Below are 14,152 nucleotides of genomic sequence, written 5' to 3'. Positions count from 1 at the left end.
CATGTAACCTTCACCGAACCCCCTTGGTGGGAACATTGACAGGGTATCAAGGGTTTAACATAATGAAATCAGAGGGTACAGAGAGGATTTGATCATATGTATAAGTCGATTATTATCGGTACGGGACCGGCGGGGTTGACCGCCGCGATCTATCTGGCTCGTGCCAACATGAGCCCGCTGATTATTGAAGGACCACAACCGGGGGGACAATTAACGACAACCACGGAAGTGGAGAACTTCCCGGGCTTCCCCGAAGGCATTATGGGACCTGAACTTATGGATAATATGCGCAAGCAAGCGGAACGCTTCGGTGCGGAATTCCGCACGGGCTGGGTGAATAGCGTGGATATGAACGAACGTCCGTTCAAGCTGCAGGTAGAAGGCCTGGGCGAACTGGTTACCGAAACACTGGTCTTGTCAACAGGCGCTACGGCTAAATATCTCGGCATACCTGGCGAGGAAACCAATGTGGGACGCGGGGTCAGTACCTGTGCCACCTGTGACGGGTTCTTCTTCCGGGGCAAGGAGATCATTGTGGTTGGCGGCGGAGACTCTGCGCTTGAAGAGGCAGGCTTCCTTACTCGCTTTGCTTCCAAGGTAACCCTGGTACACCGCCGTGATGAGTTGCGTGCTTCGAAGATCATGCAAGATCGCGTACGTACAAACGAGAAGATTGAAATGGCGTTGAACCGGACTCCACTTGAGGTGGTTGCCGGAGATACAGGCGTGACTGGACTGAAGGTCCGCAACAATGAGACCGGTGAAGAAGAGGTTATCTCGGCAAGCGGTGTGTTTGTCGCCATCGGTCATCATCCGAACACGGCGTTCCTTGGGGGACAAATCGATACGGATGCGAATGGCTATATCGTGGTAAAACCGGGTACCTCCGAAACGAATGTTCCAGGCGTATTCGCCTGTGGCGATGTTCAGGATACCCGCTATCGTCAAGCAATTACTGCGGCCGGCAGTGGCTGTATGGCGGCTATGGATTGCGAGAAATATATCGAGAGTCTGGAGCATGCAGCGGCTGTAGCTGCGGCCAAGTGATTTCGAAGAAGGACAACAAAATGGCGATGCCGGGTATCTCACGGCATCGCCATTTTATTTGGGTGAATTTCCATAGTTGCTCTTCGTAGTCTCAGGTGAACAGCCCAACGATCAGTTGGAACAGGAAATATCCGGCGACACCACTGCCTAGCAAAGTGAAACCGACTTTTTTGCGTCCCTGAAACAGGCGGAGTACACCTAGGCTGACTACGGGAGCTATCAGCAATAAGAAGAACATGACAGCAATAAATAGTTCTACAGAAATATCCGAAAGATTCACAATAGTCATCGGACCGCTTCTCCATTCCAATAAGTGTAAAAATGAATAAAACAATGATTTAAATCACATATGATGTTTCTATTATACCTAAGCCCTGCCACCTTTTGTAGGAGCTAGATGTGAAAAATAAACGGCGATTTGACAAAACTAGGAGTCTTTTGCAGGATAGGCTGTGTTACAATGAGCATGAAGGTTAATCAAGACCTGAACAAGCTTGCTCAAGAGAAGAGGGGGAGCCGTATGGGGAGAAGGCGCGGATTTTCTAAACGATGGGTGGTAACCGGAGCCATTTGCGTTTTGCTGTTGGGATCGGAGCCGCTCGGATGGGCTATTATTCCGGTTAATGCAGCAGAGGATGTAGCAACTTTTACTACAGTAGAGCAAATGAAGAGTAAGTTGTCAGAGGGCCTGAAGGCAAGACAGACAACGATTACATTCAGATATAAAGGGGTAACGCAAGAGCTTGACAGCAAGTTAATAAGTGCAGTCGAGGGTGCGCTTAATGCAGACCCATATACCAAATACATTGTAGATCGTTACTCATACTCTTGGCGTGGGACCTCCAGCTCTGCCAAGATTACGTTAAAGATTGAGTATCGGGAGACGGCTGAGCAAACCGCCTATGTCCAGCAACGGGTAAAGCAAATATTGCAGAAAATTATTCAGCCAGGAATGGATACCCACCAAAAGATTAAAGTCATTCACGATTTTGTAGTTCTTAACCTTAAATACGATACTGATTTGCAAAAATATACAGCCTACGAAGGCCTCCGTACCGGGGAAGCAGTATGCCAGGGTTATGCATTGCTCACCTATCAGTTGCTCAGAAATGCCGGGGTCGACAGTCGGGTGGTTGAAGGTACCGCTGACGGTCAGCTACATGCCTGGAATATGGCTAAGGTAGACGGTCACTGGTATCACCTTGACACCACCTGGGATGATCCGGTGCCTGATGTCGCAGGTCAAGTGAATTATACTTATTATCTACGGACAGACAAGCAAATGAGCAAGGATCATATTTGGGCAATTAATAACTATCCTAGAACCACAGGGACTTATCGGGAAGCCCTCGATGCCTTGGCTAACCAAGGAGGAGCTAAACAAGAGGCTTATGTGGACTTGAAGAAGCAACTCGGCTATAACCTGTACGATGATGATGCTGCAGTTGTTAATGCTTCAGGCTTGGCAGGGCGCGTTCAAGAGGAATTGAAGGCAAACTCGAAGAAGGCCGTTGTTCGTTATGCGGGGCCGGAGGATCAACTGCTCGATGATCTAGCCGCCTTGTATGAGCTGGGGCTTATGGATATTAGCTATCTCGCGCAGCCCTTGGAGGGTACCTGGGATCTGCGAGTAGAGATTTATTGGGAATAGTAATAATAGGCAAACAATAAGGAGATGCTCACCTGGCGATAATGGCCGGGGGGCATCTCCTTTATTTGTTGCGCCTCTAAATTTTGGAATCAAAGGTTGTCAGGGTATCCAGATTGCATTCCTTAAGCGGAATCAGCTTGGTTTTGCGGCTCCATTTGTAGCCCAGCCAGATCACCAGGAATAACGGAACGCTAACATAGGAGACAACCACACCGTACCAATCGATATTTTCTCCCGTAAAGGCAGATAAGTTCTGCCCAAGAATTACGACAAAGCAAAGCACGAAAGCAAAGATGGGGCCGAAGGGGAACCAACGCGCTTTATACGGAAGATCCTTGAGATCGCGGCCTTGAGCGACATAAGCACGGCGGAAACGGTAATGACTGATGGCGATGCCCAGCCAGGTAATGAAGCCGCACATGCCAGATGCATTCAGTAACCAGTTGTAGACGACGCCATCGCCGAACAAGGAGGCGGAGAACGCGGCCATGCCAACAAGGGTCGTCATCATCAAGGCGTTGATCGGAAGCCCACGTCGATTTAATCTGGCTAGGAATTTGGGTGCCTTGCCGCGTAAAGCCAGGGAGTACAACACCCTTGAAGAAGCGTACATGCCGGAGTTGCCAGCCGAGAGCACGGACGACAGAATGACGGCGTTCATGACGGAAGCGGCAAAAGCCAGTCCTGCTCGTTCAAATACTAGCGTAAAGGGGCTAACCCCGATATGTTCAAGTCCACCTTGCAGCAGATTAGGATTGGTATATGGAATCAGCAGACCAATGACCAGAATAGCCAGGAAGTAGAAGATCAGGATTCGCCAGAATACCTGACGGATGGCCCGCGGCACATGCTCACGGGGATTATGACTTTCGCCTGCCGCGACACCAACCATCTCCGTTCCCTGGAACGAGAAGCCCGCTGCCATGAATACCCCGAGGAAGGCGAAGAAACCACCGTGGAACGGGGCATCGTCTACCGTGAAGTTGGAGAATCCAACCGCTTCGCCGCCCATGATGCCGAAGATCATCAACACGCCTATGATCAGAAAAATAATAACAACAACAATTTTAATCGTGGCGAACCAATATTCCGATTCTCCATAACCTTTAACCGATAGGATGTTCAGACCTACGATCAGAGCAAGGAACAGCATGCTCCAAAGCAGCGATGAGCTGTCCGGGAACCAGTATTTGATAATAAGCGTGGCGGCGGATAATTCCGCGGCAATCGTGATTGCCCAGTTGTACCAGAAGTTCCAGCCCATGGCGAAGCCCAGAGACGGGTCCACGAACCGGGAGGCATAGGTCTCAAACGAACCGGAGTCCGGCAGGTAAGTGGCCAGTTCCCCCAGGCTCGTCATCAGAAAGTAAACCATAATGCCGACGGCGGCATAGGCAAGTAAGGCACCGCCCGGACCGGCGGAAGCAATGGCTCCCCCACTGGCCAGAAACAGCCCGGTGCCAATTGAGCCGCCAAGCGCAATCATGGTCATATGACGGGCTTTTAGCCCCGGCTTTAATTGTTGTTCGGCTACTTGATTGTTATTGCTGCTCATACTTGAACACTCCTTCTAACCTCTTCCTTAATCCCCCAAACCATGCAAAAAAGCCGCGGAAAGGATTCCGCGGCCCATACAATACATACCGTGATTCCCACCATTCATGAAGATAGCTCAACACGTATTCCCGGGTGAGGGGAATGACGTGACAGTCCTGTTCCTTTCGGAGACAGTCCCAGCCGGGATGCCATAAGAAGCGGGCAACCAAGCTTCGGCGACAGTGCCTTTCCACCGGGCTCCAAGGCGGCTTCTTAGCGCCTCCACCGGTGTACTCTTCACAATCGCGACCTCTACCTCACCAAACGATGAGGTTCCTATGGCAGTCCGAATATCGGGGTTACAACCCTTCGATCTTCGAAGCTGCATTTATTCATAAAGTGCCTATGAATTTACGTATTTTCCTAGTATATAGCATGGTAATAGGGGGAGCAATGTCCAATTCATGACAACTGAAGAGAGCTATTTTTCGAGCGTAGGGTTATCGCTATCACCGCGTTCCCGGTTGGCCATTTGCTGCCAAATGGTACCTGCGGCCTGTTCGCCGGATTCAATGCGTTCCACAGCCATTCTGGCCTGAAGGCCCACCTCAAATTCAGGATCATCAGCAGCCTGACGTAAGGCATCCAGCGCATCGTCTGTACCGGCCTCGTAGAGAAAGCGAGCGGCCCGCCAACGAACCAGCTTGCTCTTGTCGGTCAGCGCTTCAATCATCACTTCCGTGGCCGACGCATCGCCGATGTCGGACAAGGTATCGCCGGCGGTGCGGCGTACGGCGGCAGAGCTGTCGCGCAGCGCCTGGAACAGCAGCTCCATCGCCTCCGGCGTCTTCAGATCGCCGAGGTAGACCACGGCGAGCCGGCGGAGCTGCATCTGCGGGTGAGCCGGCGGAGCTGCATCTGCGGGTCACGCAGCGCCTCCGCCAGCAGCGGCAGCGCCGACACCTCCGGCTGCTGCAAGGACTCCAGCGCGGCGTACCGTCCGCGCCAGTCGCCATCTTGCATGCGCTCGCGGATCTCGCTCAGGCTGAGCGCCCGGCGCTGCTCGACGAACTCTGTCTCGCTGCGTCCATGGGCGATGGCCTGGGCTACAATGCCTTCCAGCCGCTCCTGTGGAAAAGCGGCTTCCAGCTCCTGCTCGACCTCGCGCGCAATCTCGTCGAGCTCACCATAGCGCACGCCATAATCGCTGAGCTTGCGCTCCTTGATCAGCGTGGCGCTGGCCACTTCCGTAACGGCGTTGACGAAGCGCTCGGACAAGGAGATCCGCTCCTCGCGCAGCCCGGCCTTAACCCGAATCTGCATCGGGATGCCACGGAAGAACTGAACGAAGACCTGGGCCTCTCCATAGGCCGCGGCTTCTTCCTCGCTATCCGGGTTCCAGGCCGATTCCACGCCCTCTTGCCCGAATTGCCGTTGTACTTCGGACAGGATAGCCGCCCAATCGGCGTTACCCTTGCGGTCCAATGCTACGAAGTCGGCGGTGTGGAACACGCTCTTCACGCCAGGGATACTTAAGAAGCCGCGAATCCATGGGGGTGCGGAGCGTTCGTTATCAAGCGTATATGTTTTCCGAATTCCAGGCTCCAGACTTTCATCCAAATGCAGCTTCATTGAATTCGGGCTAGGGGTAGGTTCAATAAAAATGATTTTCATACAATGTTCACATCTCCCTTCTTAAACTATTGTACCTCAATCCATCGCCTTGCCCAACCCTTCGTGCAATTCTAGCGCAAATGCATGGCATGAAAGGAATAAAAAGGTAAGTGTACTGACACACTAAGCGGCAAGGAAGCGAAAGTATGTTCAAGAAGCAGGAGAAGACCTTGATCGTGGTATGTTTGGTCGTCGCCACTCGTGATTCTAGCAGCGGTGACTTTCCTGTTCATATATGCTCGTAAGTATAAAGACCCGGTTAATTAGGGTGGAAAGTTTGGAAGAAGAGGGGGATTTGTTTTAAAATAGAAGAAAGTCATGTGGAGAGGAGCATTTGATTCATGTCAAGAACGCGCTACAACAACATCGATAATGTAAGTACGGATAAAACGTTGAAGCAGTTCGGACAATGGCGGGAAGAACGCCGTAGAAAAAGGAAGGATTATTCCTACGTCATCCCAAGCTCGCAACCTCAGATTGATTTTCTACAGCAAAACCGTGAGGAGAGCACGGTGACCTGGATCGGGCATTCTACCTTCCTCATTCAATATCAAGGATTAAATATTGTGACAGACCCCGTCTGGGCAGCACGCATGGGATTTCAGCGGCGGCTGGCCGACCCGGGGATCGCCATTGCCGATCTTCCACCCATCGACGTTATTTTACTGTCTCATTCACACTACGATCATATGCATGTATCTTCCATTCGTCGTTTATACAGTGTCGCGACCACGATTGTAGTTCCCATCGGTTTGGGACGCAAGATGCGCCGCAAGGGCTTTCACCGGGTACTTGAAATGAGCTGGTGGGAGCAATTGCAAATCGGGAAGGTCCTCATATCGTTTGTCCCGACGCAGCACTGGACCCGGCGGACCCTGTTTGATACGAATACGTCTCATTGGGGCGGATATGTTCTGGAGCCGACCGAGTTTGAACCGGATCAGAAGCCACAGGTGATTTATTTTGCCGGAGACAGCGGTTATTTTCGCGGGTTTGCAGAGATTGGCCAGCGCTTCAACATTGATATCGCCTTGCTGCCCATCGGCGCCTATGAGCCGGAATGGTTCATGACCAGCCAGCATACCACGCCCGAGGAGGCACTACAGGCCTTCGTGGATGTGAAGGGCAAGCTGATGATTCCGATGCATTATGGTACGTTCCGCCTGGCGGACGACACAGCCCGTGAAGCCCTTGACCGCTTGGAGCAGGACCGCAAGCAACGGGGCATTTCCGAGGAGCAAATCAAGATTCTATTTCACGGTGAGACGCTGCGGTTGCCTTACTAACCTTTTGGGAGCATCGGCGCTTCTGGCGGGGATTACTCAACTAAAATGCTAATCTATGCTATAATATGGAGCCAGTAGTGCGATTATTGAAAAAAGGATGGTAATGCTCAAAATGATCAGTACAAATGGTGTGACGCTCCGCTATGGAAAACGGGCACTTTTCGAAGATGTCAATATAAAGTTCACCCCCGGCAACTGCTATGGCTTAATTGGAGCAAACGGGGCTGGTAAATCTACATTCCTGAAAATCCTGTCTGGCGAAATCGAGCCAAACCAGGGTGAAGTGTTCATGACGCCAAACGAGCGGATGGCCGTCTTGAAGCAGAACCACTATGAATACGATGAGTATCAAGTGTTGGAAACGGTAATTATGGGTCATGCAAGATTGTATTCCATTATGAAAGAGAAGGATGCACTGTATGCCAAAGCTGACTTCTCCGAAGAAGATGGAATGCGGGCGGGGGAACTGGAGGGAGAATTTGCCGAGCTGAACGGTTGGGATGCTGAACCGGATGCAGCGGCTCTCTTGATTGGCCTCGGAATTCCACGCGAGCTTCACGATAAGAAAATGATTGAATTAAGCGGCAATGAGAAGGTTCGCGTGTTGCTTGCGCAAGCCTTGTTCGGGCGTCCACATAACCTGTTGCTGGATGAGCCAACGAACCATTTGGACCTGGAATCCATTCAGTGGCTTGAGAACTTTCTGATGGATTATGAAGGCACCGTTATCGTAGTATCCCATGACCGTCACTTCCTGAATAAGGTGTGTACTCATATTGCGGATATCGACTTTGGCAAAATTCAGATGTATGTCGGTAACTACGACTTCTGGTATGAATCCAGTCAACTCGCCTTGCAATTGCAGCGCGATGCCAACAAGAAGAAGGAAGAGAAGATCAAGGAACTGCAAGCCTTTATCCAACGCTTCTCCGCCAATGCTTCCAAATCGAAGCAGGCGACTTCCCGGAAGAAACAACTCGACAAGATTACGTTGGATGATCTTCGTCCATCCAACCGGAAATATCCGTTCCTGCACTTCAAGGGAGAACGCGAAGCGGGCAAGCAGTTACTGACGGTTGACGCTTTGACGAAGAGCCTTGAAGGCGAGAAGGTACTTGATAATGTCAACTTTGTGGTCAACAAGGGAGACAAAATCGCTTTTGTTGGGCCTAACGGTATGCCAAAGACGACGTTATTCCAGGTTATCATGAACGAAGTGGAAGCGGACGGGGGCGAGTATAGCTGGGGGGTAACGACTACCCAGGCTTATTTCCCTAAGGACAATTCTAAATATTTTGACGGTGTTGACATGAACCTGGTGGAATGGCTGCGGCAATATTCCAAAGACCAGGATGAGACCTTCCTGCGAGGCTTCCTTGGACGGATGCTCTTCTCTGGTGAGGAAGCATTGAAGAAAGCAAGCGTATTGTCTGGTGGCGAGAAGGTGCGCTGCATGTTGGCGAAGATGATGCTCAACGGCGCTAACGTATTGCTGTTTGATGAGCCTACTAACCACTTGGACCTGGAATCGATCACGGCGCTGAATAATGGGTTGATTGATTTTGACGGTACCATCCTGTTCACATCTCATGACCATCAATTCATTCAAACGATTGCCAACCGCATTATCGAGATTACGCCAAACGGTATTATTGATCGGGTCATGACTTACGATGAATATCTGGAGAGCGAAGAAATTCAGAACTTGCGTAAATCCATGTACCCGGAAGAGGCTAACGTATAGATTAGAGCTACATTCTGTCTTCTGGACAGACCAAAAGCCGCACGAGTGGTCCAATGAGGACCGAATTCGTGCGGCTTGTTTGTGTCAATTGGCTGCGGACGTTGAACTACGAACCGCCTGTACGACGACGTTGGTTGTTGGGCTTTTTATTATTTTGGGTTTTCAGTGCTTTGGTTTGAAGGTTACCTTTCAAGCCTGGCTTATTGTCAGCTTGCTGCTGCTTTTTTTGTTGCAGCTTTTGGCGCATGGCTTCGGCCAGGTCGACTTTGCGAACATCCTTATTATCTTCCGTCAAATATATCATCTCCTTCGAATGGAAAAGGGGCTGTACCTATTCTATACGTTTTTAAAAGCGTGTACAACGGGAATAATGAGTAATACTGCTTTTGCTGGGGGAAACACTGTTTCTCTAGACCCACACGGGGTTATTTGTTACGATAAATGAAAATTTTTATTTACATAAGTTGGGGGTTCAAACAGACCTTTTTTGAAATCTTTCAGCAATCTGGGGGTACGATAACTTGGATATTTATGAAGATATACGTAAAGGGGAACGAGGAGCCTGGGTCAGCATTACGGCTTATATCCTGTTGTCCGCACTCAAATTGGTCAGTGGCTTCTTTTTCGCTTCCAGTGCGTTGCTCGCTGACGGATTTAATAACCTTACGGATATCGTAGCTTCCATCGCGGTATTGGTAGGCCTGAAAATCTCGCAAAAGCCACCTGATTCCGACCACGCCTACGGACACTTTCGGGCGGAAACGGTGGCTGCGCTCGTTGCCTCTTTTATCATGGCGACGGTGGGGATTCAAGTTATCGTGGACGCGGTGCGGTCACTTGCTGCGGGAGAGCACACGGAACCCGATATACGTTCTGCATTTATTGCCTTGGCCTGTGCGGTTGCCATGGGAGGTGTATATTGGTATAACCGGAGGTTAGCCAAGCAGATTAACAACCAGGCACTCATGGCTGCGGCCAAGGATAACTTATCCGATGCTTTGGTCAGTATTGGAGCGGCTGTAGGTATTATTGGGGCGCAATTTGGCTTGCCGTGGCTGGACGGAGTTGCTGCCTTAGTGGTGGGTCTGCTCATTTGCAAGACGGCTTGGGATATCTTCCGTCAATCAACCCATGACTTAACCGATGGATTTGATGAGAAGGAGCTGGGGGATCTGCGTAGCACCATTGCCAGAACCAGTGGGGTGGAAGGAATTAAGGATCTTAAGGCCCGCGTCCATGGCAATCATGTATTGGTGGATGTCGTCATTGAGGTTGACCCTCAGTTAACAGTAACTCAGAGCCATCAAATCAGCGACCGTGTGGAAGAGAGAATGCGTAAGCTTCGCAATGTCATGCATGTTCATGTTCATATCGAACCAAAGGAACCGTAAACACAAAACATGGAATAGTGCTGAGATATAAACCGAATCGAGAGATGGGAAGATTGAAGCCCAGCTTGCTGATTCGGTTTTTTGCTGTGCTTTTTATCACTCTTGATATGCAATAATTACCAACAACCAGTAGGGTTGTCCAAAATATGGGCCTATGGTTACAAAAAAGTAACTTTTATGATGGAAGGAATTGGCGTGGACTTCGATTCAATGAGATGAGTGAAGGGGTTTATGGGTAATTAGGCACCCTGGTATGACGAATTGTTGGCGAAAAACAGGACCTGGGACATGATGTTTGCTTTCTAAGTTGTATGATATTCGACCGATTTAGACATCTTTCGACAAGGGATATAATGGGCACAAGCCCAAAGAAAGGAGAGATCATAAAACCAGTCCAAACGCACCAAGAACTTACTTACACGTAGGAGGAATTTGATTTTTTATGAAACGAAGCGTAGCGATCACATTGTTGAGTGCCCTTCTTCTCACTTCTTATACAGCTCTTCCAAATCAGGCTGCGGCAGCGACTATAAAGTCGGCGGACACTACAGGTTATATCGTCAGCGGCGTTAACTTTCGCGATGAGCCTTCTGTCTCCGGCAAGGTCATTGGTTTCTTGAACAAAGGCTCTGAAGTTACCGTTCTGGACCAAAGCAATAAATATTTCTACAAGGTCAAGGCGGAAGACGGGACGGTAGGTTATGTCAGTGCCAGCAGTAAATACATCAAAGTGACTACCACTTCTACTCCTACTCCTGCCCCTGTTCCTGCCGAGCCATCCTTGGCTCGGTCGGCAAAAGTGGTGTATGGTGTAAACCTGCGCTCAGAGCCATCGACTTCGGGGAAGGTCATCACCATGCTTAGCAAAGGGACCTCCTTAACCATTCTGGAGCAAAGTAATGCCAACTTCTATAAAGTGCGTACCTCGGATGGACGGACCGGCTATGTCAGCACAAATGACAAATACCTGAGCATCGAGGGCAAGGATCAACCTGCGGTGCCTGAACCTGCCCCTGTTAGCAGCATCAGCCGGCAGATTGATCAGGTTGTTGAGACCGGGATGAAATATCTGGGTACTCCCTATGAATACGGGTCCAATCGCAATACAACCACCACCTTTGATTGCTCCGATTTTATCCGGCAAATTTTCAAAGAGACTCTGGGCATCACCTTGCCAGCCGATTCTCGCCAGCAGGGACAATATATTAAGGATAACGGCACGGCAGTGTACAATATCAATAATCTCAAACGGGGCGATTTGGTGTTCTTCATGAGCTATAAAGGCTCCTCCGCCAAATCATATGAGGGCATCAATAAGTCGAATGCCCGCATTACTCACGTTGCCTTATATCTGGGTGACGGTAAGCTGCTGCATACGTATTCCCAGGAATCGGGCGGCGTTAAATTGGACAAGCTCGACGGAGCTTGGGTTCACCGCTTTCTCTATGGAGGCAGTGTATTGAAATAACAATATAGATATGAGACTAACGCCGCTTTGACGTCCTTCCCCTTCGGGAAGGGCAATGTCAAAGCGGCGTTACCTGTTTTACTTGGCGAATTTCGTGTTATAGTTAAAGAAGAAGCAGGCTTGACAAAACAAGCAACGGAAAGCGAGGAACCTGGATGATTTGGCAGATCAGTGTGGCGGTTGTGGCGTTAGCCTTCGTCGTGCTTGTCGTGTATCTGGTCAAAACGTTGAAAGCAGCAGAGCAATCGCTGCACACGACAACAACAACATTGCAGGAGGTGCAGAAGACGATCGACCAGCTTGGCTTCGAGGTCAAGCAGATCGTTAAGCAAGCCAACGACTTGACGGGCGATATTCAGCATAAGATGAAGCAGATTGATCCCGTGCTGGAATCGGTCAAAAATGCCGGAGAGGTATTAAACGAGGTCACATTGGCTACCAAGCAGGTATCGGTGGCATTGGCTGGAAGAATTAAGAATCGGCAACGTGCACGGCGGGAAGCCACTAAAGTGGCCGTAACTCCCAGCCCAGTCGTTCAGCCTCCGGTAGCTGCAAGCCAGCACGAACCAGCGTCTAGCGCCAGCAAGCCAGGCGGTTGGGTGAAGTGGGTGGATGTGGCTGCGGATGTATGGCAGAAATATCGGGGGTAGCCTGTTTCATTTTTTGCCCGGATGGGTATTATAAATTGATAGCCTGGTTGGCGGGAAGAGTTAACACCGTATCCAGAGGGAATGGGGGACACTCCGTTCCCTTTATTTTTTTAACAGGGAGATTGCCATGAGAATTCTAATCGTTGACGACAATTTGACGAATATCATTATTGTGCGTGAAATACTCAAGAAGGAGAAGTATCGGAATACGATAGCCGTATCCTCCGCCAAACAGATGTTTGAGAGGCTTGGCGTCAAGAATCTGGATGCTATTGAGGAGAGTGGCCCTTCAGACGTAGATTTGATTCTGCTGGATATGATGATGCCGGAGATGGATGGCACCTCCGCTTGCCGCTTGTTGCAGCGTTCTGAGCATCTGCGAGAGATTCCCGTCATTATGGTAACAGCGGTGGGAGACTCCAACAAATTGGCAGAGGCTCTGGATGCCGGGGCAGTTGATTACGTGACCAAGCCGATCAACAAGGTGGAATTGATGGCCAGAATTCGCCTGGCTCTTCGACTTAAGCTGGAGAAGGATTGGCATCGTAACCGTGATCAACGTATTCAGGAGGAACTGAAGCTCGCTTCCCTTATACAAAGCGCGGTGCTCAGTTCACCCATACAGGACGAAGAGATTGCAATTAACGCCATATATAAGCCATCCTACGAATTGGCTGGCGATCTGTACTCCTGGTATGCACTTGGTGATGGAAGGTATGCCGTCATCCTGCTTGATATGATGGGGCATGGTATTTCCTCCTCCTTATTCTGTATGTTCATCTCTTCTGTACTGAAGGATACTGTACATACGTATGTTGAACCGGAGAAGGTCATTCAGGAGCTCAATCGTCGTTTTATTCAACTACATATTGAGAGCAAGCTCATTCAATATTATTTTACGGCCATCTATTTGGTGGTGGACACTCGCCATCGCAAGATCGATTATGTTAATGCCGGACATCCACCGGCGTTATTCTACCAAGGGGATGGTGAACTTGTCCGTATGGACCAGGTTGGCCCTCCCGTGGGATTATTTGATTATATCGAAACCGAGCCGCAGACCCTATATTATGAAGGGGAGGGGCATATTGTGTTGTATACGGATGGATTGACCGATGTGCAACCGGATTTGCAGGAGGAGCGTCAGGCTTGGCTGGAGGAGCAGCTTGATATGGGTTGCCACCAATTTGATGAAGCCAAGTTGAACAAGCTGTTCTTCGCAGATGCGTTCCCTGAGGAACGGGAAGACGACAAATGTCTCGTATGGATTTCGCTAAAATAGTGGAAGTATCTGCCTTGATTCAGCAAGGTACAGGCTGGGTTATGTTGTAATAAGAAAACTTATTTCAGGAGAGAAAACGGATGAATACAAGAAAAAGTGAGAAATTTTCTGCAACGCCTCAGTGGGAGGACGGAGTTCACATCGTATATCTGCGAGGTGAGTTGGACTTATCCGTTGCTCCAGATTTTCGCAAGTTGATGGAACCGCTGGTAGGTAATGATGAAGCTGATTTGGTCCTCAATCTGAAAGAACTGAAATACATCGACAGTACGGGCATCGGTATCTTGTTGTCCATTCTGAAAGCGAGACAGGGAATGACCTCACGGTTCTACGTTCAGGAAGTACCGGATCACATTCGCAAGTTGTTTGAAATGACCGGGATTGCTAAGTTCTTTGCCGCACAGGAGAATTCCCAATAAGGAA

General features: G+C 49.8%; 12 protein-coding genes, 1 pseudogene and 1 riboswitch. Of the genes and pseudogenes, 9 read left to right on the top strand and 4 right to left on the bottom strand.

What is annotated here, in order from left to right; translation table 11 throughout:
• The first annotated feature begins 96 nt into the window (after positions 1-96).
• Positions 97-1,047, top strand: coding sequence for a thioredoxin-disulfide reductase (trxB, locus tag BN3279_RS01865; RefSeq protein WP_059048958.1), 951 nt, complete (start codon positions 97-99; stop codon positions 1,045-1,047).
• 91 nt (positions 1,048-1,138) lie between these two features.
• On the opposite strand, the gene BN3279_RS01860 is transcribed toward trxB, so the two are convergent.
• On the bottom strand, positions 1,139-1,336 hold the full coding sequence (locus tag BN3279_RS01860; RefSeq protein ID WP_059048957.1) for a hypothetical protein: 198 nt from the start codon (positions 1,334-1,336) through the stop codon (positions 1,139-1,141).
• A 231-nt stretch (positions 1,337-1,567) separates the two neighbouring features.
• Here BN3279_RS01860 and BN3279_RS01855 point away from each other — a divergent pair, with 231 nt between their 5' ends.
• Positions 1,568-2,698: a transglutaminase domain-containing protein gene (locus tag BN3279_RS01855; protein ID WP_059049044.1), complete on the top strand. Its 1,131-nt coding sequence runs from the start codon at positions 1,568-1,570 to the stop codon at positions 2,696-2,698.
• 76 nt (positions 2,699-2,774) lie between these two features.
• Here BN3279_RS01855 and BN3279_RS01850 read toward each other — a convergent pair whose 3' ends face one another.
• On the bottom strand, positions 2,775-4,253 hold the full coding sequence (locus BN3279_RS01850; protein WP_059048956.1) for an amino acid permease: 1,479 nt from the start codon (positions 4,251-4,253) through the stop codon (positions 2,775-2,777).
• A gap of 105 nt (positions 4,254-4,358) precedes the next feature.
• Positions 4,359-4,557, bottom strand: a riboswitch (Lysine riboswitch).
• 158 nt (positions 4,558-4,715) lie between these two features.
• Positions 4,716-5,908 (bottom strand): annotated as a pseudogene (locus BN3279_RS01845) (virulence factor).
• 341 nt (positions 5,909-6,249) lie between these two features.
• Here BN3279_RS01845 and BN3279_RS01840 point away from each other — a divergent pair.
• Positions 6,250-7,194 (top strand): MBL fold metallo-hydrolase, encoded by a 945-nt coding sequence (locus BN3279_RS01840; protein ID WP_059048955.1) that lies wholly within the window; start codon positions 6,250-6,252, stop codon positions 7,192-7,194.
• 112 nt (positions 7,195-7,306) lie between these two features.
• Complete coding sequence (locus tag BN3279_RS01835; RefSeq protein ID WP_059048954.1) at positions 7,307-8,938, top strand: ABC-F family ATP-binding cassette domain-containing protein; 1,632 nt, start codon at positions 7,307-7,309, stop codon at positions 8,936-8,938.
• A 106-nt stretch (positions 8,939-9,044) separates the two neighbouring features.
• Here BN3279_RS01835 and BN3279_RS01830 read toward each other — a convergent pair whose 3' ends face one another.
• Complete coding sequence (locus tag BN3279_RS01830) at positions 9,045-9,242, bottom strand: hypothetical protein (RefSeq protein WP_059048953.1); 198 nt, start codon at positions 9,240-9,242, stop codon at positions 9,045-9,047.
• Between the two features lie 217 nt (positions 9,243-9,459).
• On the opposite strand from BN3279_RS01830, the gene BN3279_RS01825 reads away from it, so the two are divergent.
• From BN3279_RS01825 to BN3279_RS01805, 5 genes are all read left to right on the top strand, one after another.
• Positions 9,460-10,329: a cation diffusion facilitator family transporter gene (locus BN3279_RS01825; protein ID WP_059048952.1), complete on the top strand. Its 870-nt coding sequence runs from the start codon at positions 9,460-9,462 to the stop codon at positions 10,327-10,329.
• A 442-nt stretch (positions 10,330-10,771) separates the two neighbouring features.
• The gene (locus BN3279_RS01820; RefSeq protein WP_059048951.1) at positions 10,772-11,797 is read left to right on the top strand and encodes a C40 family peptidase; all 1,026 of its coding nucleotides are present in this window, start codon (positions 10,772-10,774) and stop codon (positions 11,795-11,797) included.
• A gap of 155 nt (positions 11,798-11,952) precedes the next feature.
• Positions 11,953-12,447: a DUF948 domain-containing protein gene (locus BN3279_RS01815; protein ID WP_059048950.1), complete on the top strand. Its 495-nt coding sequence runs from the start codon at positions 11,953-11,955 to the stop codon at positions 12,445-12,447.
• Between the two features lie 127 nt (positions 12,448-12,574).
• Positions 12,575-13,729, top strand: a complete 1,155-nt coding sequence (locus BN3279_RS01810) for a SpoIIE family protein phosphatase (RefSeq protein ID WP_059048949.1) — start codon at positions 12,575-12,577, stop codon at positions 13,727-13,729.
• Between the two features lie 80 nt (positions 13,730-13,809).
• Positions 13,810-14,148, top strand: coding sequence for an STAS domain-containing protein (locus tag BN3279_RS01805; RefSeq protein ID WP_059048948.1), 339 nt, complete (start codon positions 13,810-13,812; stop codon positions 14,146-14,148).
• The last annotated feature ends 4 nt before the right edge of the window (positions 14,149-14,152 follow it).

The organism is Paenibacillus senegalimassiliensis (assembly GCF_001486585.1).
GTDB lineage: Bacteria > Bacillota > Bacilli > Paenibacillales > Paenibacillaceae > Fontibacillus > Fontibacillus senegalimassiliensis.
This window is presented reverse-complemented; position numbering and strand designations above follow the sequence as displayed.

Coding starts and splice junctions, on each gene's coding strand:
- trxB (WP_059048958.1), top strand. CDS start 97: ATGTATAAGTCGATTATTATCGGTACGGGACCGGCGGGGTTGACCGCC.
- BN3279_RS01860 (WP_059048957.1), bottom strand. CDS start 1,336: ATGACTATTGTGAATCTTTCGGATATTTCTGTAGAACTATTTATTGCT.
- BN3279_RS01855 (WP_059049044.1), top strand. CDS start 1,568: ATGGGGAGAAGGCGCGGATTTTCTAAACGATGGGTGGTAACCGGAGCC.
- BN3279_RS01850 (WP_059048956.1), bottom strand. CDS start 4,253: ATGAGCAGCAATAACAATCAAGTAGCCGAACAACAATTAAAGCCGGGG.
- BN3279_RS01840 (WP_059048955.1), top strand. CDS start 6,250: ATGTCAAGAACGCGCTACAACAACATCGATAATGTAAGTACGGATAAA.
- BN3279_RS01835 (WP_059048954.1), top strand. CDS start 7,307: ATGATCAGTACAAATGGTGTGACGCTCCGCTATGGAAAACGGGCACTT.
- BN3279_RS01830 (WP_059048953.1), bottom strand. CDS start 9,242: ATGATATATTTGACGGAAGATAATAAGGATGTTCGCAAAGTCGACCTG.
- BN3279_RS01820 (WP_059048951.1), top strand. CDS start 10,772: ATGAAACGAAGCGTAGCGATCACATTGTTGAGTGCCCTTCTTCTCACT.
- BN3279_RS01815 (WP_059048950.1), top strand. CDS start 11,953: ATGATTTGGCAGATCAGTGTGGCGGTTGTGGCGTTAGCCTTCGTCGTG.
- BN3279_RS01810 (WP_059048949.1), top strand. CDS start 12,575: ATGAGAATTCTAATCGTTGACGACAATTTGACGAATATCATTATTGTG.
- BN3279_RS01805 (WP_059048948.1), top strand. CDS start 13,810: ATGAATACAAGAAAAAGTGAGAAATTTTCTGCAACGCCTCAGTGGGAG.